Here is a 17,470-nt window from a genome sequence, read left to right as displayed (position 1 = left end):
TCCCTCCGCCGTTCGCTCTTGAGGCGCATTCGATAGCCTTGCTGGGGTATGAGATCCCGAAGTCCCCGGAGAGGAACGCAGGCGTGAGCGAGTACAACCAGGAAGACGACGTCCACAACGAGGAGACGGGTCTCAACCTGTTCGACGACGCTGCCTCGGTGGCCGGCTCCTTCCCCAAGGCGATGATGGGCTATGACCGCGCCTCCGTCGACAACTACGTCCGGGAGATCGAGCTGCAGCTCGCCTCACTCAAGCAGCTCACCCGCCACCTTCGACGAGAGCTGGCCACCGCCCAGCGCGCCACCGGCAGCGATTTCGCCCGGCTCGGTTCCCACGCCACGGGCATCCTGCGCGCCGCCGAGGCGCAGGGCAAGGAGCTGGTGCACAAGGCCGGGCTCGAGGCGGAGCGGATCAAGGAGGAGGGCCGCCGGGTGGCCGCCGATCTGCGCGCGAATGCGCAGGCCGAGGCCGACGACATCCGGGTGGCTGGGCTGGCCAACCTGCGCCAGCTGCGCGACGACCATGAGCGGGACACCACCGAGACGCTGACCAAGGCCCGTACCGAGGCCGCCTCGATCATCACGGCCGCCCAGCGCCAGGCCGACGCGATCATCACCGAGGCCAGCCAGAAGGGTGCCGCCACCACCCACACTGCCGAGGTGGAGGCCACCCGGTTGACCGCCGAAGCGCGTCGGAGCGCCGACCAGAGCGCCGTCGAGGCCAGCACCCAGGCCGAACAGACACTGGCCGAGGCGAGCACGGCCGCGGCCGCCCTGCTGGCCGAGGCCAAGGCCACCGCCGCCCAAGCGCTGGCCGATGCCGAGAAGACCGCCGCCGCCACCAAGCAACAGGCCAGCGACCAGGCCGAGCAGTTGCTGACCGATGCCCAGGCCCGGCACACCGACGTGACCGATCGCACCAACCAGCTGCTGGCCGAGGCCACCCGGCACCACGAGCAGTCGTCGGCCCTGCTCACCGAGGAGACCGAGCAGGCCGCACAGATCCGCAACCGGGCCCTGGCCGACGCGGAGAAGACCAAGGCCACCGCCGCACGGGATGCGGAGGGCACCATCGCCGCGGCGCACCGTCAGGCGGCGATGATGAAGGACCGGTTGGAGGAGCAGTACGCCTGGCGCAAGGAGCAGTTGGAGCGTGAGGTGGCGGCGTTGATCACCCGCAAGGGTTCGATCGTCGCCCAGCTGTCCAACCTGCGTCAGCTGGCCGGCGAGGCACCGCTGGACTACCCCGATGACGACCCGATGGGCACCTCCGACCCGCGTGATGACCAGAATGCCGCCTGGCGCACGGATCAGGGCACCGAGCCCGTTGGTCACTCGACGGGTGCCACGGCGGCGCCACGTCCGCAGCAGGCGATGGGGCCCGAGCATCCCGAGATGGAGCACACCACCGTCGAGCAGGCGCCCGACCAGACGCAGGTCTTTGACCAGGAGGCGGACTTCCAGGAGGCGTCCACCACCAAGCTGGCGGATGCAAACGAGGCCACCGATGTGATCGAACGCCCCGGCGACGACGAGAAGACCCGGGTCATCAAGCGCTGATCCCAGCCGGCCGCGGGGTCAGAAGAGCCGGTCCTCCGGGTTGTCCAGGCCGCGCAACTCGTCATAGTTCACGGTCAGGCAGGTGATCCCGCGATCGGTGGCCAGGGTGCGGGCCTGCGGCTTGATCTGCTGCGCACAGAAGACACCGGTCACGGGCGCCATCTGCGGATCCCGGTTCATCAGCTCCAGGTAGCGGGTGAGCTGCTCCACGCCGTCGATCTCGCCCCGTCGCTTCACCTCGACGGCGACGTACTGGCCCTCGTCGTCGCGCAGCAGCAGGTCCACCGGACCGATCGGGGTGAAGAACTCCCGCTGCACCAGCCGGTAGCCCTCGCCGAAGGTGCCGGGGTTCTCGGCCAGCAGCGCCTGCAGGTGGGCCTCGACGCCATCCTTCTGCAGGCCGGGATCGATGCCGAATTCGTGCTCCGCGTCGTAGAAGACCTCACCGATGGAGATCTGCAGGGTGTCGCCCTGGGGGCCCTTGACCTCCCAGACCTGGGTGATCCTGGCGTCCACCTCCTCGGTGGTGGCGGCCACGTCGGTGCCGGGCTCAACCCTTTCCACCGTCAGGGTGCAGGGCGGGCTCATCCAGTTCAGCGGCTTGTAGGCGCGGTCGTCGGCGTGGATGGAGACCGAGGTGTCGGCCTTCACCATGATCAGCCGCTTCGCCATCGGAAGATGGGCCGTCAACCGGCCGGCATAGTCCACCTGACATTCCGCAATCACCAAACGCACCCGCACAACCTACCCCGCTAGGGTTGGGTCGTGGCAAAGCGACCCTCCAAGCATCTGCGACCGGCCCGCCCGTTGAGCGCCGGGCATGCCACCAGCGCGCACAAGGCCGACGGGCGCTGGGTGGTGCGCAGCATCCCCGGCACCCGGGCGATCAAGAACTACGTCTGCCCCGGGTGCCTGCGCACCATCGGCGTCGGGGTGCCACATGTGGTGGCCTGGCCGGCCAGCCCGACGGGGTTCAGCCAGAGCACCTCCCCCATCGACGAGCGCCGACACTGGCACACCGGCTGCTGGAACAGGAAGCACTGATGACCCGGCTGCACCACACCACCATCGGCGAGGGCCCGGCCCGGGTCGTCTTCCTGCATGGCCTGTTCGGGCAGGGCAAGAACTTCACCCAGATCGCCAAGGCCGTCAGCGACCTCGCCACCTGCACGTTGGTGGACCTGCCCAACCACGGCCGTTCAGAGTGGACCGAGCGGGTGCGCTACCCGGAGATGGCGGCTGCCGTCGCCGAGTTGCTGAAGGGTCTCGACGGCCCGGTCTGCCTGGTCGGTCACTCAATGGGCGGCAAGGTGGCCATGCGCACCGCACTGGACCATCCGGAGCTGGTGGAGCGGCTGATGGTGGTGGACATCTCTCCCGCCGTCGGTCTGGGCAGCAATTTCGGCCCGCTGATCGGGGCGATGCAGTCACTCGACCTGGCCGGGCTGGAGAGCCGACGCGAGGCCGACGACGTGCTCAGCGCGGGCATCCCGAGCGACACCGTTCGCGGTTTCCTGATGCAGAACCTGCGTCACGAGCCGGGCTCCGACGGCACCCGACACTGGCGCTGGCAGATGAACCTGGGCCTGCTGGCCCAGGAGATCGACGACGGGATCGCCGACTGGCCCGAGACGCAGGCCAGCTACCCCGGCCCGGTGCTGTGGGTGGCGGGCGAGAAGTCCGGCTATGTCCGCCCCGAGGCCGCCGCCACCATGCGTCGGCTCTTCCCCAAGTACCTGCAGGTGACCATCAAGGACGCCGGGCACTGGGTGCACTCTGAACAGCCCGAGTCCTTCGTCGCCACCCTGCGCCACTTCCTCAGCCGCTAGGGAAACACTCACCCGTCGGGGCTAGGCTGGGCCCCATGGTGAACCTGACGCGCATCTACACCCGCACCGGCGACGCCGGCGAGACCCGGCTGAGCGACAACTCGGTGGCCCGCAAGACCGACCTGCGGGTGCAGGCCTATGGCGAGGTGGACGAGGCGAACTCCAGCATCGGGGTGGCGCTGGCCCACGGCAGCCTGCCGGAGCCGATGGTGGCCGCGCTCGGGGTCATCCAGAACGAGCTCTTCGACCTGGGCGCCGACCTGTCCAATCCACTGGTGGTGGATCCGCCGTGGGAGCCGTTGCGGGTGGTGCAGTCCTCGATCGACCGCCTTGAGGCGTGGTGCGACGAGTTCGGCGATCCCCTGCCAAACCTGCGCTCCTTCATCCTGCCCGGGGGCACCCCGGCAGCTGCGCAGCTGCATGTTGCGCGCACCATCGTGCGACGCGCCGAGCGCACCGCGTGGCAGGTGGCCGAGCAGTACGGCACCGAGGTCAGTGAGGATCCCGCGCAGGTGCCCGGCGGGGTCAACCCGCTGGCGATCAAGTACCTCAATCGCCTCTCCGACCTGCTGTTCATCATGAGTCGCGCGGCCAATGGCGACGCCGAGGTGCTCTGGCTGCCGGGCGGCGAGCGCAACCCGAACGCCGCCAAGGACGACGCCCCCAGGGACTCGCGCGACTGATCGTCAGGGCACCCGGTTGGTCCACTCCGGGGTGGAGAACTTCTCGGCCACCAGCCGCTCCGCCAGGCGGAGTTCCTCGTCGGTGTAGTTCGAGGCCTGGGTGGCGTAGCGGCCGGCGAAGTGCGCCAGGAAGCTGCGCATGATCTCTTCCCGCGGCAGGCCGGTCTGGGAACGCATCGGGTCCACCCGCTTGTTGGCGCTCTTGGTGCCCTTGTCCGAGAGCTTCTCCCGGCCGATCCGCAGCACCTGCAGCATCTTGTCGGCGTCGATGTCGTAGCTCATGGTGACGTGGTGCAGCACCGTGCCGTCCTTGAAGCGACGCTGGGCCGCCCCGCCGATCTTGCCCTGGTCCGACGCGATGTCGTTCAGCGGCACGTAGCGGGCGTTGACCCCCACCTCTGCCAGCGCACCCAGCACCCAGTCGTCGAGGAAGGCATAGGACTGCTCGAAGCTGAGGCCCTCCACCAAGGAGCCGGGCACCACCAGCGAATAGGTGATGCAGTTGCCGGGCTCCATGAACATGGCACCGCCGCCAGAGATCCGACGCACCACGTCGATCCCGTGGCGCGCGGCGCCATCGGCGTCGATCTCATTGCGAACGCTCTGGAAGGAGCCAATCACCACCAGCGGCGAGTCCCAGTCCCACAGCCGCAGCGTGGGCCGACGTCGGCCGGCCGAGACCTCCTCCGAGATCACCTGGTCCAGCGCCACGTGCATGGCGGGCGGCAGGGTGACCGCGTCGATCACGTCGAAGGTGTGGTCCTGCCAGCTGGTCGCATGCCCCAGGGCGCGACGCGCGGCGATGCCCACCGCGTCACTCGAGAAGCCGATCAGGTGCACCTCCGGGCCAAGCGCGGCGTCGATCGCCTGCGCCAGGTGACTCGCCGAGGCGTCAGCGGGCATCCCCTCCAGCGCCCCGTTCAGGCTCTCCAGCGCCGTGTCCGGCTCCAGGAAGAAGTCCCCGGAAATGTGCACGTCGTGCAATCGGTCATCCTGCACGTCCAGTTCGACGGCGACCAGTTTGCCACCGCGGACCTTGTACTCACCACGCACGAGCGCATCCTCTCGACTGGCCTGGTGTTCAGGCCAATCCACTGTAGCTGTCGCCACCAGGCGGGGCGGCCTCAAGCCAGCTCATCAACCCGGTGACCGACTGCGGGTTCATCGCCAGCTCCCAGATGATGGGCATGCTGCCCTGGGTGGATCGCAGCCGGATGATCTGGTCATCGCTGAACAGCACCACGGCCTCGGCCTCCTCGGGGCGGCGCCGCCCCACCGACGTGGTCATGTCTCGCCGCAGCACCAACTTGGGACGGGTGCTCAGGGAGAAGATCCGGAACCACTGCAGCTCGTCGGTCTCGTAGCGGGCCACCCCGGTGGCCCAGCCGCCTCGGCTCAGTTTCAGCGCACAGTCGAAGACTCCCCCGCGCGTCGACAGCCAGCGCCGACGCGCGTAGAGCCCCAACAACGGAACCAGCAGGACGAGCACGAGGACAAGTCCAGTCAGCTCGGCCGCCCCACTCCATCCCATGACGACAAAATACCTGATCAGAAGGACTTTGTGGGACATTCCCGGCGGGAGAAGGCCAGACATGACGAAGGGCCGACCGACAAGCTGTCGATCGGCCCTTCGTGGGAAGCGGTCAGTGACCCTTCTTGCTCTGCTTCTGCGCGGCCTTGAGCTGGGCCTCGGCCAGGTGCAGGCGGTGGATCTCGTCATCCGTCGCCTCGCCGGCATCCAGCTTCACGCTCAACCGGTCGTGCTCCCGCTGGGCCTCCTCGGTGGAGATCTCGTCGAAGAGCGAGGCCTTCTGCGCGACCAGACTCACCTTGTTCTCCGCGACGGACAGGAAGCCACCGTCGATGGCCACCAGTTCCCGACGACCGTCATTGGTGACGATCTCTGCGGCACAGGGCACCAGTGCGGCCAGCAGGGGCTCGTGGCCGGCCAGGATGCCGACGTCGCCCTCCGTGGTGCGCACGATCACATTGGTCGCCTGCCCCTCCCAGACCATCCGGTCGGCGGCAACGACCTCCACGCTGATGGGATCAGCCATGGATCAGTTGCCCTTCTGCAGCTCGTGCCACTTGGCCTCGACGTCCTCCATACTGCCGACGTTGAAGAAGGCCTGCTCGGCGATGTGGTCAACCTCGCCATTGCAGATCATCTTGAAGGACTCGATGGTGTCCTTCAGCTCGACGGTGGAGCCCTCGATGCCGGTGAACTTCTCAGCCATGTAGGTGTTCTGGCTCAGGAACTGCTGGATACGACGAGCGCGGTTGACAATGATCTTGTCCTCCTCGCTCAGCTCGTCAACGCCGAGGATGGCGATGATGTCCTGCAGCTCCTTGTTGCGCTGCAGGATCTGCTTCACGCGCACCGCGGTGTCGTAGTGGTCCTGGCCCACGTACTGCGGGTCGAGGATGCGCGACGACGAGGTCAGCGGATCCACGGCCGGGTACAGACCACGCGAGGCGATGTCACGGCTCAGCTCGGTGGTGGCATCCAGGTGGGCGAAGGTGGTTGCCGGAGCCGGGTCGGTGTAGTCATCGGCGGGCACGTAGATGGCCTGCATCGAGGTGATCGAGTGACCACGCACCGAGGTGATGCGCTCCTGCAGCTGACCCATCTCGTCCGCCAGGTTGGGCTGGTAACCCACGGCCGAGGGCATGCGGCCCAGCAGGGTCGAGACCTCGGAACCGGCCTGGGTGAAGCGGAAGATGTTGTCGATGAACAGCAGCACGTCCTGGTTCTGCACATCGCGGAAGTACTCCGCCATGGTCAGGGCGCTCAGGGCGACGCGCAGGCGGGTGCCCGGCGGCTCGTCCATCTGGCCGAAGACCAGCGCCGTGTCCTTGAACACGCCGGCCTCGTCCATCTCCATGATCAGGTCATTGCCCTCACGGGTGCGCTCACCCACACCGGCGAAGACCGAGGTGCCGCCGAAGTTGTGGGCGATGCGGTAGATCATTTCCTGGATCAACACGGTCTTGCCGACGCCGGCGCCACCGAACAGGCCGATCTTGCCACCCTGCACGTACGGGGTCAGCAGGTCCAGCACCTTGATGCCGGTGTGCAGCATCTCGGTCTTGGACTCCAGCTCGTCGAACTTGGGGGCCGGACGGTGGATCGGCCAGCGCTCCGTGATCTGGACGCCCTCGGCAGCCAGATCCTGGTTGAGGCAGTCGCCGGTCACATTCCACACGCGGCCCTTGGTCACGTCGCCAACCGGGACGCTGATCGGGGCGCCGGTGTCCTGCACGACGTCGCCACGCCGCAGACCATCGGTCGGCTTGAGGGAGATGGCGCGCACGATGTTGTCACCGACGTGCAGGGCAACCTCAAGGGTGAAGGTGCGCTGCTTCTTGGCCTCGGCGTCGCCCTCGATGTCGTCGACCGTGACGGTCAGGGCATGCATGATGTCGGGCATCTGGTCGGCCGGGAACTCGACGTCAACGACGGGGCCGATGACCCGGGCAACGCGGCCGGTGCCACCGGCGCGCTGCTCCGTCTGGGGATTGACAAGGGTGTCAGTCATTTTCGCTCTTCCTTGTTCACTCGGCCGATTCGGCCTCGGTCAGCGCGGAGGCGCCGCCGACGATTTCGGTGATTTCCTGGGTGATCTGGGCCTGACGGGCCTGGTTGATCTCGGTGGTCAGGCTGTTGATCAGTTGCTGCGCGTTGTCGCTGGCCGACTTCATGGCCTTCTGCCGGCTGGCGAGCTCGGAAGCCGCCGATTCCAGCAGGTAGAACCAGATCCGGTTGCGGACGTAGAGCCCGAGCAGCTGGTCGAGCACCGCCTCCGGATCCGGCTCAAAGGCATAGTCGAGCTGCTTGTCACCCTCGATCGCCTTCTCGACGTCCCGGCCCTCCTCCACGACCTCGATCGGGAGCACCCGGCGGACCCGGGGCTCCTGCACGAGCATGGAGACCATGCGGGTATAGACGGCGTACAGCTCGTCGACTCCACCCTCTTCGTAGGGCTTGAGGAATGTCTCGAGCAGCGTGTCGCTGATCGTGACGGCATCGTCATAGGTGGGGCTGTCGGTGTAGCCACTCCACTCCTGGAGCACCGGGATGTTCCGGAAGCGCAGGAAGTCGGCGGCCTTGCGACCGCTGGTGTAGAGCTGTACCTCGAGCCCCTCGGACTCAAGCTTCTCCTTCAACCGCAGAGCCTGCTTGATGGCGCTGGACGAGTAGCCACCGGCGAGCCCTCGGTCCGAGGTGAACAGCACGACGGCAGCGCGACGACGCTGCGCGGGCTCCAACGTCAACGGGTGGTCGATGTCGGTGTGCTGGGCGACGGCAGCCACGGCGCGGTTCAGCACGCTCGTGTACGGCAAGGCCGCGCGAGCAGCGCGGTCCGCCTTCACGATGCGCGAGGCCGCAATCAGCTCCATCGCCTTGGTGATCTTCTTGGTCGATGCGACGGAGCTCTTGCGCTGTCGCAGTTCCCTCAGGCTTGCCGGCATGCGCTCAGCTCCGCTTCACGACGATCTGCTCGTTCGAGACGTCCTTATTCTCGATCGGAGCATTCACCTCGGCCAGGGTGCGGCCGTCGGTGGTGCGGAAGCCCTGCTTGAACTTGGCGATCTCGTCCGCCGCAGCCTTGGCCGAGTCATCGTCGAACTGCTTGGTCTCGGCGATGGTCGACAGGATCGGCGTGTTGCGACGCAGGTGCTCCAGCAGCTCCTGCTCGAAGCGCAGGGTGTCCTCGACCGGAACATCGTCGAAGTGGCCATTGGTGCCGGCCCAGACGCTGACCACCTGGTCCTCGACCGCATAGGGCTCGTAGTTCCGCTGGCGCAGCAGCTCCACCAGGCGAGCGCCACGATCCAGCTGACGACGCGAGGTCTCGTCCAGGTCGGAGGCGAACATCGCGAAGGCCTGCATGTCCCGGTACTGGGCCAGCGAGATCTTGAGCGTGCCGGCAACCTTCTTCATGGCCTTGATCTGCGCGGCGCCACCGACTCGGGAGACCGAGATGCCGACGTCCACGGCGGGACGCTGGTTGGCGTTGAACAGGTCGGACTGCAGGAAGATCTGGCCGTCGGTGATCGAGATCACGTTGGTCGGGATGTAGGCCGAGACGTCATTCGCCTTGGTCTCGATGATCGGCAGGCCGGTCATCGAGCCGCCACCCAGCTCGTCGGAGAGCTTGGCGCAACGCTCCAGCAGGCGGCTGTGCAGGTAGAAGACGTCGCCGGGGTAGGCCTCGCGGCCCGGCGGACGACGCAGCAGCAGCGACATGGCGCGGTAGGCCTCGGCCTGCTTGGTCAGGTCGTCGAAGATGATCAGGACGTGCTTGCCCTGGTACATCCAGTGCTGGCCGATCGCGGAACCGGCGTAGGGGGCGATGTACTTGAAGCCGGCGGCGTCGGAGGCCGGGGCATTGACAATGGTGGTGTACTCCAGCGCACCGGCAGCCTCGAGCGCACCGCGCACCTCGGCGACGGTGGAACCCTTCTGGCCGACCGCCACGTAGATGCAGCGCACCTGCTTGGTCGGGTCGCCCGACTCCCAGTTGGACTTCTGGTTGATGATGGTGTCGATGGCAATGGCGGTCTTGCCGGTCTTGCGGTCACCAATGATCAGCTGACGCTGGCCACGGCCGATCGGAATCATCGCGTCGATGGCCTTGAGACCGGTCTGCAGCGGCTCGCGGACCTCCTGACGGTCCATCACGCCCGCCGCCTGGAGCTCGAGGGCACGCCGGCCCTCGATGTTCTGGATCTCGCCGAGGCCGTCGATCGGGTTGCCCATCGCGTCGATGGTGCGGCCGAGGTAGCCCTCGCCCACCGGGATCGACAGCACCTCGCCGGTGCCACGGACCGTCGAGCCCTCTTCGATGCCCTCGGAATTACCCAGGACCACGACGCCGATCTCACGGGTGTCCAGGTTCAGGGCGATGCCCATGGTGCCGTTGTCAAACTTCAGCAGCTCATTGGCCATCACGGAGGGCAGGCCCTCGACGCGGGCGATGCCGTCGCCAGAGGTGACCACGGTGCCGACCTCTTCGCGCTCGGCCGCCGCGGGGGTGTAGTTCTGGACGAAGTTGTCCAGTGCGTCGCGGATCTCGTCCGGACGAATCGTCAGTTCCGCCATTGCGTCCCTACTCTTTCGATGTGCGCACCCGCAAGGGAGCGCTGGATTGTGGGTTGGCCCCGACTGTCCGTCAGGACAGCTGCCGGTGCACCTGATCAAGTCGGTCGGACACGGTGCCTTCGATGATCTCGTCGCCGAGTTCGACGCGGACACCGCCCATCACCGAGGCGTCGATGGTGACCTGGAGATCGACCTCCCGGCCGTGGATACGAGACAGTGCGTTGCGCAGTCGCTGCGTCTGGTCGTCGGCCAGAGGCCGGGCGACGGTGACGCGAGCCACATTGCGCTGCCGCAGCTCGGAGGCGATGTCGAGGTACTTCTTGATCGTCAGCTCGACATTGCGCTCACGGCCGGCGACGGCTCGCGCCGCGAGTGCCTCCACCCAGCCGTGTGCCTTGCCCGCCAGCAGCCCGTGGACCAGCTGCTGCCTGCCCTCCAGGGGGCGCCGACGATCATCCAGCGCTTCGCGCAGCTCCGGGTTCTCGGTGATGGTCTTGAGGAATCCGAAGAGTTGCTCGGAGACCTCCTCGCCAAGACCGTGGTCCTGGGCCTGGCGCAGCTGGCCGCGCACGGCCTGCCGCTCCAGGGCATCAGCCAGGCCCTTCCCGGACTTCCAGCGCTGGGCGACGGCCTGCTGGACGATCCAGATCGTCTGGCCGCCGACCTTGCCCGCGAGCAACCGCTCGGCCAGCTCCTGACGTCCTTCCACCGGGGTGGCCGGGTCGGTCAGGGCACGCTTCAGCGCCGACTGTGCGTCGAGCGCGTCCACGACGGCGAACAACTCCCCCGGCGTGGCACCGTCGAAGGACTGGTCGGCAAGAGCCTGGTCCAGGTCGCTGCGCCGGGCCTGTTCGGTTGCAGTCAGGGTCATGCCTGCTGCCCCCCGGTGCGAGCGGGCTGGTTCTCCAGATCGGCCAGGAAACGATCGACGGTGGCACGGGCGCGCTGGTCGTCATCGAGGCTCTCGCCCACGATGCGGCCGGCGAGCGTGGTGGCCAGGCCACCGACCTCACTGGTCAGCTGGTTCATGGCCTGAGTTCGCTCTGCAGCGATCTTGGCCTGGGCGGTCTCCAGGATCCGATTCGATTCCTTGGTGGCCTGGTCACGCATCTCCGCGAGGATCTGCGCACCCTGGTTCTTGGCTTCTTCACGAATCCGGGCCGCCTCGTCACGTGCCGACGAGAGCTGGGCGTCGTACTGCTGGCGAGCAGCCTCCGCCTCGGCCTGGGCGCGCTCCGCGCGTTCCAAGCCGCCCTGGATGGCCTCGCTGCGCTCCGCATACATCGTTTCGAAGGCCGGAACGACCTTCTTCATGAAGACAGCCGTGATGATCAGGATCAGGACGATGCCGACCACGATCTCCGACATGTGGTGCGGGGCCAGCGGGCCCAGGGCAGACTCCAGCGGCACCCACGTCATGGGCACCATCAGAGGACTCATTACTTGACGGCGAAGGCGAGGGCGAAGCCGAACAGCGCGAGGGCCTCGACCACGGCGAAGCCGATCATGGCGGTGCTGAACATCGCACCACGGGCCTCAGGCTGACGGGCGGTGCCATTGATCACCGAAGCGAAGATCCAGGCCACACCGAGGGCCGGGCCGAGGGTCGCGAGAGCGTAGCCGATGACGTTGATCGAGCCACTGATTTCCATGAGGGGCATTGTGGTTCCTTTCGGGTTTTTCTTCGGGGCGAAGAAAGCTTGGGGTCAGTGTTCGTCCGCGATGGAGGACGAAACATACTGTGCGGTCAGCACAGTGAACACATAGGCCTGCAGGGCACCCACGAACAGTTCGAGGGCGAACAGCGCGAAGCTGAAGATGAGCGACAGGCCGCCGGAGACGTTGAAGAAGAGATTGTTGGGGTAGGTGGCCAGGAAGGCACCGCCGACCACGAAGAGCATGATCACCAGGTGACCCGCGAACATGTTGGCGAACAAACGCATGGAGAGCGTCAGCGGCCGGGTGATGAAGTTCGACAGGAATTCCAGCGGGATGATCAGCGGCATGATCCACCACGGCACGCCCTCGGGCATCAGCGAGTGCTTCAGGTAGCCGCCCACGCCGTGCTTGGCGAAGCCCGCACCGACGTAGACGAAGAAGGTCACGATCGCCAGACCGTAGGCGTAACCGATGTTGGAGAAGGTGGGGAACATCGTGAAGAACATCTGGCCGTACCAGTTGTTGATCAGGATGAAGCTGAACAGCGCCAGCAGATAGGGCAGGAACTTGCGGTAGTCACGACCCAGGGTGTCGCGGGCAATGCCATTGCGCACGAACTCGTAGATACGCTCCATGACGACCTGCTTCTTGGAGGGCTTCACCTTCAGGCCACTGGAGGCCCAGAGCCAGAAGCCGATCACCACGAGGGCCGCCAGAATTGCCTGCAGTGTCGGCTTGGTGAGCCATTCCACACCCCAGTTTCCGTGAAACTGGAAGTCCTCAACACCGGGGGCCTTGTAACCGCCACCCTCCATCGGAACAAGGTTCAACGGGAGTGCGTTCAACAGGTGCAGCATCACTGGTCAACTCCCCTGGAGTTCATGGTCACGTCAGACTTTCCGTAGCGCTTGATGATGAGGTACATGCTGGCCACCAGACCGGCCACCAGGCCGGCTGGCAGCATCCATCCTTGGTGGAGGTAACGGGAGCCGAGCCACCCGAGGCCGCCGTAGAAGATCATTCCCGAGAGCACGTAGCTGAGAGCAGCCATCCCCTCATCGCCGCTGGGCCCCTTCGTCGGAGCGCCACGGCTGTTGATGCGGGGCTGAATTTGCTCGTCCATCTCGTGCTGGACTATATCAGCCTTGACCACCTGTGACATGTCATTCACCGGCCTTGTCACGGGCGGAATAGTCCGTGTCGTAAATGGGGATTCGGCTGCGTGCGTGGGTGACGATCAGACCGGCGATCCAGGCGATGGTGGTGAGCACCACGCCCACCGCCAGACAGTTCGAGTCCGGGCTCCAGTGGCTACGTCCCGGCCCCAGCGCCAGCAGCACCAGGCCGAGCATCGCCACCCGGGAGACATAGGAGATCAGCACCAGGCCAACGGCCTGCTGGGATCCCTGCCCCATCGCCGCCAACTGCACCGGCGTGCCACCGCCCAGGAAGGCCACCACGGCCACCGCGCCCAGGAGGCCCGACAGCAGGCCAGCCGATCCGGCCAGGAACCAGCCCGCCAGACCGCTCAGCAGCAGGGCGATCCCCGAGGCCACCAGGGCCCCGCCCATCATCCGGAAGGAGAGGACCAGGTGGGGCAGTCGCCAGACGACGACTCGCTGCTCAGGCATGGCCAGCGCGCTCATCAGTCGTCGATTCCCGTCTGTTGGTGGGACCCCCGAGAGCTCCCTCGGGGTGCTTGTGAAACCTAACACAAAGAATATCTTGATGTCGAGTTATCTCGGTGGAGTGGCTCATCTCTCAGCTCCGTGTTCTGCGATGCGGCACGGTCCAGGTCAGCCACCCCGCCACCACGGCCACCAGCAGCACGGCCAGCGCCACCCACCACCTGGGCCGGGTGCCGATGGCCACGGCGCCAAAGCTGATCAGGGCCGTCCACAGGTACATCAGGAGGCAGGCCCGCACCTGGGAGTGCCCCCGCTGGAGCAGCCGGTGGTGCAGGTGTTGCTTGTCCGCGACGAACCACCAGGTCCCGGCCATGGTGCGCCGCGTGTAGGCCAGCACCAGATCCAGGAAGGGCAGCGCCATGATGGCGAAGGGCAGGATGATCGGCAGGTAGCTGGGGAGCAGGCCTCCCCCGCTGGCGCTGAGGGCCGCGGAGTCGATCTGGCCCGTCAGGGAAATGGTGGAGGCCGCCAGCAGCAGCCCCAGCAACATGGCGCCGGAGTCCCCCATGAACATCCGCGCCGGAAAGAAGTTGTGTGGCAGGAAGCCAAGGCAGACCCCGCCGATCGCGACCGTGACCAGGCTGGAGGTGGTGGCCAGCACCAGATCCTGCTCGTGGGCCAGCAGGTAGGTGTAGCTGAAGAAGGCCATCGCCCCGATCGCCACCACCCCACTGGCCAGGCCGTCCAGACCGTCGACGAAGTTGATCGCGTTGACGCACAGGAAGATGAAGATCACCGTGATCAGGATCGAGCTGGCGGTGTCCAGCACGATGATCCGGTTGGGCAGCGCGATCCAGAGCATCCGGACACCGTTGAGCACGACGATCCCGGCGCTGAGGATCTGACCGGCGGCCTTGACCATCGCGGGCAGGTCCAGCATGTCGTCGAGCACGCCGACGGCGCAGATCACCGCCCCGGCCAGCAGGATCACCGTCGAGTCGTGGGTGACCACGGCGTGCCTCCCAAGGAAGGGCAGCTGGGCGGCCAGCAGCAGCGCCGCGGCTGTCCCGCCCAACATGGCGATCCCACCGAAGTACGGGATCGGGATGGCGTGCACGTCGCGTTCGCGTACCTTGGCCACCGCGCCGGTGCGCAGGGCCAACCGGCGACACAGGCCCGCCAGCAGGTAGGTGGTGGCGAAGGCGGTCAGCAGCACCAGGCTGTACTCCCGCATCAGCTGCCCGGGTTCTCGCTCGCTGCAACCCCGTCGTCATCGATCGGCTGGTCGTCCTTCGGCCGATCGTCGGAGGGCTCGTCGTCCCAGACCAGAAAAGGATCCACCTCGCGCAGTCGCTCGATCGACAGGGCGCCCATCCGGACCACCTTGCCCAAGGACTCGGTGACGAAGTCGATGATCGTCGACGGGGTGTTGCCCGGGGTGGCACCGGCGTCCAGGTAGACCGGGACGCTGTTGCCCAGCTGTTCGATCGCCTCGTCGATGCTGGTGGAGGCGTCCTGCCCGGAGACATTGGCCGAGCTCACCGCCAGCGGCCCGGTGCGCCGCAACAGGTCCCGGGTGAAGTCGTGGTCCGGCACCCGCACGGCAATGGTGCCGCGGGTCTCCCCCAGATCCATCCTCAGGTGCTGCTGAGCGGGGACGATCAGCGTCAGGGCGCCAGGCCAGAAGGCCTCGGCCAACCGCAGCGCATGGGAGGGCAGGTCCTCGGCCAGGGCCTCCAGCATGCCGGTCTCGGCCACCAACACCGGCGGCGGCATGTCCCGACCTCGACGCTTGGCGTCCAGCAGGCCCTGCACCGCACTGGCGGAGAAGGCATTGGCGCCGATGCCGTAGACCGTGTCCGTCGGCAGCACGATGCACTGTCCCTCGGCGATCGCGGCCTGGGCGGCGGCGAGCGCCTCGGAGGTCTCCTGCTCGACGTCGAAGCGGCGCCAGGTCACGGCTTCGGCCTCGGACGCCGGAACGTCGGTTGCGGGCTGGTCAGGCAGTTCGGCGGACTCACTCACCCGTACATCCTGCCACGCCCGACGCCCGTCGCCGGGCAGTCACGAAGCGTGGCCGATCCGCCAGGTCCCGCCGGTCTCGGACCTGGTCGAAGCCCCCGTGGCGAACGAAGACCTGGGGCGCACTGACCTCCTGCACCTCGGCGTGCTCGCTGCACACCCAACCGCCGGCACGCAGCAGCCGGGCGGCCACCCGGGCCACCACCCGCGTGGCATCCAACCCGTCGTCGCCAGACCACAGCGCGAGCGCGGGATCATGGTCGCGGACCTCCGCCGTGACCGACTCCCAGGCCTCCAGCGGAATGTAGGGCGGGTTGGCGATCACCAGGTCAACCGCGCCGTCCAGTTCGGTGAAGGCGTCGGCCATGTCGCCGTGCACCAGCTCGACGCCGGCGCCAGCCAGGTTGCGTCGGGCCCAGGCGTGCGCCTGCTCATCCAGCTCGACGGCATACTGCCGTGCCCCGGGGTGCTCGGCGGCGATCGCCCTGCTGATCGCACCGGAACCGGCGCACAACTCCACCACGACGGGATGCGGCGGCAGCTCGGCCAGCCGCTGCAGCGCCCAGCCGGTCATCACCTCGGTCTCGGGCCGGGGCACGAAGACCCCCGGCCCGACCTCCAGCCGGACGGTGCGGAACCAGGCCTCACCGGTCAGGTGCTGCACCGGGATGCCCTGCGCGCGCCGCTCGACCAGCTCGTCGAAGCGCGCGGCCTGCTCGTCGGTGGCGTCGGGCGCCAGGACCAGCCGGCCCGGCTCGAGGCCCAACACATGACCCAACAGGGTTCGGGCCTCGGCGGCCGGGGACGGCGCGTTGGCGGTGGCGAGGCGGGCGGTGGCCGCGCGGAGCAGATCGCGCGGGGCCAGGCTCACTGCTCCCCCACCTGCTGCAGCCGTTCGGCCAGGTCTGCCCCCTGCAGTGCCTCGATCAGCGGGCCGAGCTCGCCGTCCAGCACCGTGTCCAGGTTGTGCGCCTTGAAGCCGATCCGGTGGTCGGCAATCCGGTTCTCCGGGTAGTTGTAGGTGCGGATCCGTTCGCTGCGGTCCACGGTGCGCACCTGGGAGTGCCGGGCCTCGGAGGCATCGCTGGCGGCCTGCTCCTCGGCCAGCGCCACCAGCCGGGAGCGTAGGATCCGCATGGCCTGTTCCTTGTTCTGCAGCTGGGAGCGCTCGTTCTGGCAGGTCACCACGACGCCGGTGGGCAGGTGGGTGATCCGGACCGCGGAGTCGGTGGTGTTCACCCCCTGGCCGCCCTTGCCGGAGGATCGGTAGACGTCGATCCGCAGGTCGTCGTCATTGATCTGCACCTCGTCGGCGTCATCCACGTCGGGCATCACCAACACGCCGGCGGCCGACGTATGGATCCGCCCCTGGCTCTCGGTGACGGGAACTCGTTGAACCCGGTGCACGCCGCCCTCGAACTTCAGCGCCCCGTAGGGGGTCTGCTCGGCGGTGCCGGGCGCCTTGACCGCTACCGTGACGCTCTTGTAGCCACCCAGATCGGTGGTCTGTTCGTCCAGCACCTCCACCTTCCAGCCCAGGGATTCGGCGTAGCGGGAGTACATCCGCAGCAGGTCGCCGGCGAAGAGCGCCGATTCCTCACCACCCTCACCGGACTTGATCTCGAGCAAGGCGTCCAGGCTGTCGTGCGGGTCGCGCGGGGCGAGCAGTTTGGCGAGCCGTTCGGCAACTTCGTCGCGTCGGCTGGTGAGCTCGTCGGCCTCCGCGGCGAAGGCCTCGTCCTCGGCGGCCAGTTCGGTGGCGGCGGCCAGATCGTCCAGCAACTGTTCGTACTCCGCCAGGGCCTTCACGATGGGTGTGAGCTCGGCATAGCGTCGGCCCACCTTGCGGGAGCGCGCCACGTCGCCGTGGATGGCCGGGTCACCCATCTGCTGTTCCAGCATGGCGAACTCCGCCCGCAGCGGTTCCGCATTCTCGAACATGGTGACTCCTTGACCGGTACGTGTCGGTTGGTGAGGGGACAAA

Annotated in this window: 21 protein-coding genes; 4 read left to right on the top strand and 17 right to left on the bottom strand. The window is 67.3% G+C overall.

Annotated elements, in window-relative coordinates:
* The first annotated feature begins 83 nt into the window (after positions 1-83).
* The gene (locus AAEX57_RS14995) at positions 84-1,559 is read left to right on the top strand and encodes a DivIVA domain-containing protein (RefSeq protein ID WP_342091271.1); all 1,476 of its coding nucleotides are present in this window, start codon (positions 84-86) and stop codon (positions 1,557-1,559) included.
* 18 nt (positions 1,560-1,577) lie between these two features.
* Here AAEX57_RS14995 and nucS read toward each other — a convergent pair whose 3' ends face one another.
* On the bottom strand, positions 1,578-2,294 hold the full coding sequence (nucS, locus tag AAEX57_RS14990; protein WP_342091270.1) for an endonuclease NucS: 717 nt from the start codon (positions 2,292-2,294) through the stop codon (positions 1,578-1,580).
* A 30-nt stretch (positions 2,295-2,324) separates the two neighbouring features.
* On the opposite strand from nucS, the gene AAEX57_RS14985 reads away from it, so the two are divergent.
* The 3 genes from AAEX57_RS14985 to AAEX57_RS14975 are packed head-to-tail and all read left to right on the top strand — an operon-like array spanning position 2,325 to position 4,071.
* The gene (locus tag AAEX57_RS14985) at positions 2,325-2,603 is read left to right on the top strand and encodes a hypothetical protein (protein WP_342091269.1); all 279 of its coding nucleotides are present in this window, start codon (positions 2,325-2,327) and stop codon (positions 2,601-2,603) included.
* Positions 2,603-3,388 carry an alpha/beta fold hydrolase gene (locus tag AAEX57_RS14980; protein ID WP_342091268.1) on the top strand — a complete coding sequence of 262 codons (786 nt, stop codon included), beginning with the start codon at positions 2,603-2,605 and terminating at the stop codon, positions 3,386-3,388. Before AAEX57_RS14985 ends, AAEX57_RS14980 begins: the two co-directional genes overlap by 1 nt.
* 35 nt (positions 3,389-3,423) lie before the next feature.
* Positions 3,424-4,071 carry a cob(I)yrinic acid a,c-diamide adenosyltransferase gene (locus tag AAEX57_RS14975; protein WP_342091267.1) on the top strand — a complete coding sequence of 216 codons (648 nt, stop codon included), beginning with the start codon at positions 3,424-3,426 and terminating at the stop codon, positions 4,069-4,071.
* A gap of 3 nt (positions 4,072-4,074) precedes the next feature.
* Here the strand turns inward: AAEX57_RS14975 and AAEX57_RS14970 are convergent, their stop codons facing one another.
* The 16 genes from AAEX57_RS14970 to prfA all read right to left on the bottom strand — a co-directional run bounded on the left by AAEX57_RS14970 (position 4,075) and on the right by prfA (position 17,427).
* On the bottom strand, positions 4,075-5,124 hold the full coding sequence (locus AAEX57_RS14970; RefSeq protein WP_342091266.1) for a lipoate--protein ligase family protein: 1,050 nt from the start codon (positions 5,122-5,124) through the stop codon (positions 4,075-4,077).
* Between the two features lie 28 nt (positions 5,125-5,152).
* Complete coding sequence (locus AAEX57_RS14965) at positions 5,153-5,602, bottom strand: DUF2550 domain-containing protein (RefSeq protein ID WP_342091265.1); 450 nt, start codon at positions 5,600-5,602, stop codon at positions 5,153-5,155.
* A 112-nt stretch (positions 5,603-5,714) separates the two neighbouring features.
* The gene (locus AAEX57_RS14960; protein ID WP_342091264.1) at positions 5,715-6,128 is read right to left on the bottom strand and encodes a F0F1 ATP synthase subunit epsilon; all 414 of its coding nucleotides are present in this window, start codon (positions 6,126-6,128) and stop codon (positions 5,715-5,717) included.
* Between the two features lie 3 nt (positions 6,129-6,131).
* A complete protein-coding gene (gene atpD, locus AAEX57_RS14955; RefSeq protein WP_342091263.1) occupies positions 6,132-7,610 on the bottom strand; it encodes a F0F1 ATP synthase subunit beta in 1,479 nt (492 codons plus the stop codon).
* A 16-nt stretch (positions 7,611-7,626) separates the two neighbouring features.
* Positions 7,627-8,544, bottom strand: coding sequence for a F0F1 ATP synthase subunit gamma (locus AAEX57_RS14950; protein WP_342091262.1), 918 nt, complete (start codon positions 8,542-8,544; stop codon positions 7,627-7,629).
* 4 nt (positions 8,545-8,548) lie between these two features.
* Positions 8,549-10,177 carry a F0F1 ATP synthase subunit alpha gene (gene atpA, locus AAEX57_RS14945; RefSeq protein WP_342091261.1) on the bottom strand — a complete coding sequence of 543 codons (1,629 nt, stop codon included), beginning with the start codon at positions 10,175-10,177 and terminating at the stop codon, positions 8,549-8,551.
* A 70-nt stretch (positions 10,178-10,247) separates the two neighbouring features.
* Positions 10,248-11,048 carry a F0F1 ATP synthase subunit delta gene (locus AAEX57_RS14940; protein ID WP_342091260.1) on the bottom strand — a complete coding sequence of 267 codons (801 nt, stop codon included), beginning with the start codon at positions 11,046-11,048 and terminating at the stop codon, positions 10,248-10,250.
* On the bottom strand, positions 11,045-11,605 hold the full coding sequence (locus tag AAEX57_RS14935; RefSeq protein ID WP_446721089.1) for a F0F1 ATP synthase subunit B: 561 nt from the start codon (positions 11,603-11,605) through the stop codon (positions 11,045-11,047). Before AAEX57_RS14935 ends, AAEX57_RS14940 begins: the two co-directional genes overlap by 4 nt.
* An 11-nt stretch (positions 11,606-11,616) precedes the next feature.
* Positions 11,617-11,829, bottom strand: coding sequence for an ATP synthase F0 subunit C (locus AAEX57_RS14930; RefSeq protein ID WP_342091259.1), 213 nt, complete (start codon positions 11,827-11,829; stop codon positions 11,617-11,619).
* 54 nt (positions 11,830-11,883) lie between these two features.
* Entirely contained in the window at positions 11,884-12,651 is a 768-nt protein-coding gene (atpB, locus tag AAEX57_RS14925) for a F0F1 ATP synthase subunit A (RefSeq protein WP_342091273.1), read from the bottom strand.
* Positions 12,652-12,692: 41 nt separating this feature from the next.
* Entirely contained in the window at positions 12,693-12,998 is a 306-nt protein-coding gene (locus AAEX57_RS14920) for a hypothetical protein (protein WP_342097803.1), read from the bottom strand.
* Between the two features lies 1 nt (position 12,999).
* On the bottom strand, positions 13,000-13,467 hold the full coding sequence (locus AAEX57_RS14915) for a hypothetical protein (protein WP_342091257.1): 468 nt from the start codon (positions 13,465-13,467) through the stop codon (positions 13,000-13,002).
* 130 nt (positions 13,468-13,597) lie between these two features.
* Positions 13,598-14,698, bottom strand: coding sequence for an MraY family glycosyltransferase (locus AAEX57_RS14910; protein ID WP_342091256.1), 1,101 nt, complete (start codon positions 14,696-14,698; stop codon positions 13,598-13,600).
* Positions 14,698-15,489, bottom strand: coding sequence for an L-threonylcarbamoyladenylate synthase (locus tag AAEX57_RS14905; protein ID WP_342091255.1), 792 nt, complete (start codon positions 15,487-15,489; stop codon positions 14,698-14,700). The genes AAEX57_RS14910 and AAEX57_RS14905 overlap by 1 nt, the downstream gene beginning before the upstream one ends.
* Positions 15,482-16,357, bottom strand: coding sequence for a peptide chain release factor N(5)-glutamine methyltransferase (prmC, locus tag AAEX57_RS14900; RefSeq protein ID WP_342091254.1), 876 nt, complete (start codon positions 16,355-16,357; stop codon positions 15,482-15,484). The genes AAEX57_RS14905 and prmC overlap by 8 nt, the downstream gene beginning before the upstream one ends.
* On the bottom strand, positions 16,354-17,427 hold the full coding sequence (gene prfA, locus AAEX57_RS14895; protein ID WP_342091253.1) for a peptide chain release factor 1: 1,074 nt from the start codon (positions 17,425-17,427) through the stop codon (positions 16,354-16,356). The genes prmC and prfA overlap by 4 nt, the downstream gene beginning before the upstream one ends.
* Positions 17,428-17,470: the final 43 nt, after the last annotated feature.

This window comes from Luteococcus sp. H91 (assembly GCF_038433135.1).
Lineage (GTDB): Bacteria > Actinomycetota > Actinomycetes > Propionibacteriales > Propionibacteriaceae > Luteococcus.
The sequence above is the reverse complement of the archived record's forward strand: the minus strand, read 5'-3'. Positions and strand labels throughout refer to the sequence as shown.

Bases quoted from the DNA above. Each gene is read 5' to 3' on its own strand.
- AAEX57_RS14910 (WP_342091256.1), bottom strand. From the start codon at position 14,698: ATGCGGGAGTACAGCCTGGTGCTGCTGACCGCCTTCGCCACCACCTAC.
- atpB (WP_342091273.1), bottom strand. From the start codon at position 12,651: ATGGAGGGTGGCGGTTACAAGGCCCCCGGTGTTGAGGACTTCCAGTTT.
- AAEX57_RS14960 (WP_342091264.1), bottom strand. From the start codon at position 6,128: ATGGCTGATCCCATCAGCGTGGAGGTCGTTGCCGCCGACCGGATGGTC.
- atpA (WP_342091261.1), bottom strand. From the start codon at position 10,177: ATGGCGGAACTGACGATTCGTCCGGACGAGATCCGCGACGCACTGGAC.
- atpD (WP_342091263.1), bottom strand. From the start codon at position 7,610: ATGACTGACACCCTTGTCAATCCCCAGACGGAGCAGCGCGCCGGTGGC.
- AAEX57_RS14935 (WP_446721089.1), bottom strand. From the start codon at position 11,605: ATGGTGCCCATGACGTGGGTGCCGCTGGAGTCTGCCCTGGGCCCGCTG.
- prfA (WP_342091253.1), bottom strand. From the start codon at position 17,427: ATGTTCGAGAATGCGGAACCGCTGCGGGCGGAGTTCGCCATGCTGGAA.
- AAEX57_RS14930 (WP_342091259.1), bottom strand. From the start codon at position 11,829: ATGGAAATCAGTGGCTCGATCAACGTCATCGGCTACGCTCTCGCGACC.
- AAEX57_RS14940 (WP_342091260.1), bottom strand. From the start codon at position 11,048: ATGACCCTGACTGCAACCGAACAGGCCCGGCGCAGCGACCTGGACCAG.
- AAEX57_RS14975 (WP_342091267.1), top strand. From the start codon at position 3,424: ATGGTGAACCTGACGCGCATCTACACCCGCACCGGCGACGCCGGCGAG.
- AAEX57_RS14915 (WP_342091257.1), bottom strand. From the start codon at position 13,467: ATGCCTGAGCAGCGAGTCGTCGTCTGGCGACTGCCCCACCTGGTCCTC.
- AAEX57_RS14920 (WP_342097803.1), bottom strand. From the start codon at position 12,998: ATGTCACAGGTGGTCAAGGCTGATATAGTCCAGCACGAGATGGACGAG.
- AAEX57_RS14980 (WP_342091268.1), top strand. From the start codon at position 2,603: ATGACCCGGCTGCACCACACCACCATCGGCGAGGGCCCGGCCCGGGTC.
- AAEX57_RS14950 (WP_342091262.1), bottom strand. From the start codon at position 8,544: ATGCCGGCAAGCCTGAGGGAACTGCGACAGCGCAAGAGCTCCGTCGCA.
- AAEX57_RS14965 (WP_342091265.1), bottom strand. From the start codon at position 5,602: ATGGGATGGAGTGGGGCGGCCGAGCTGACTGGACTTGTCCTCGTGCTC.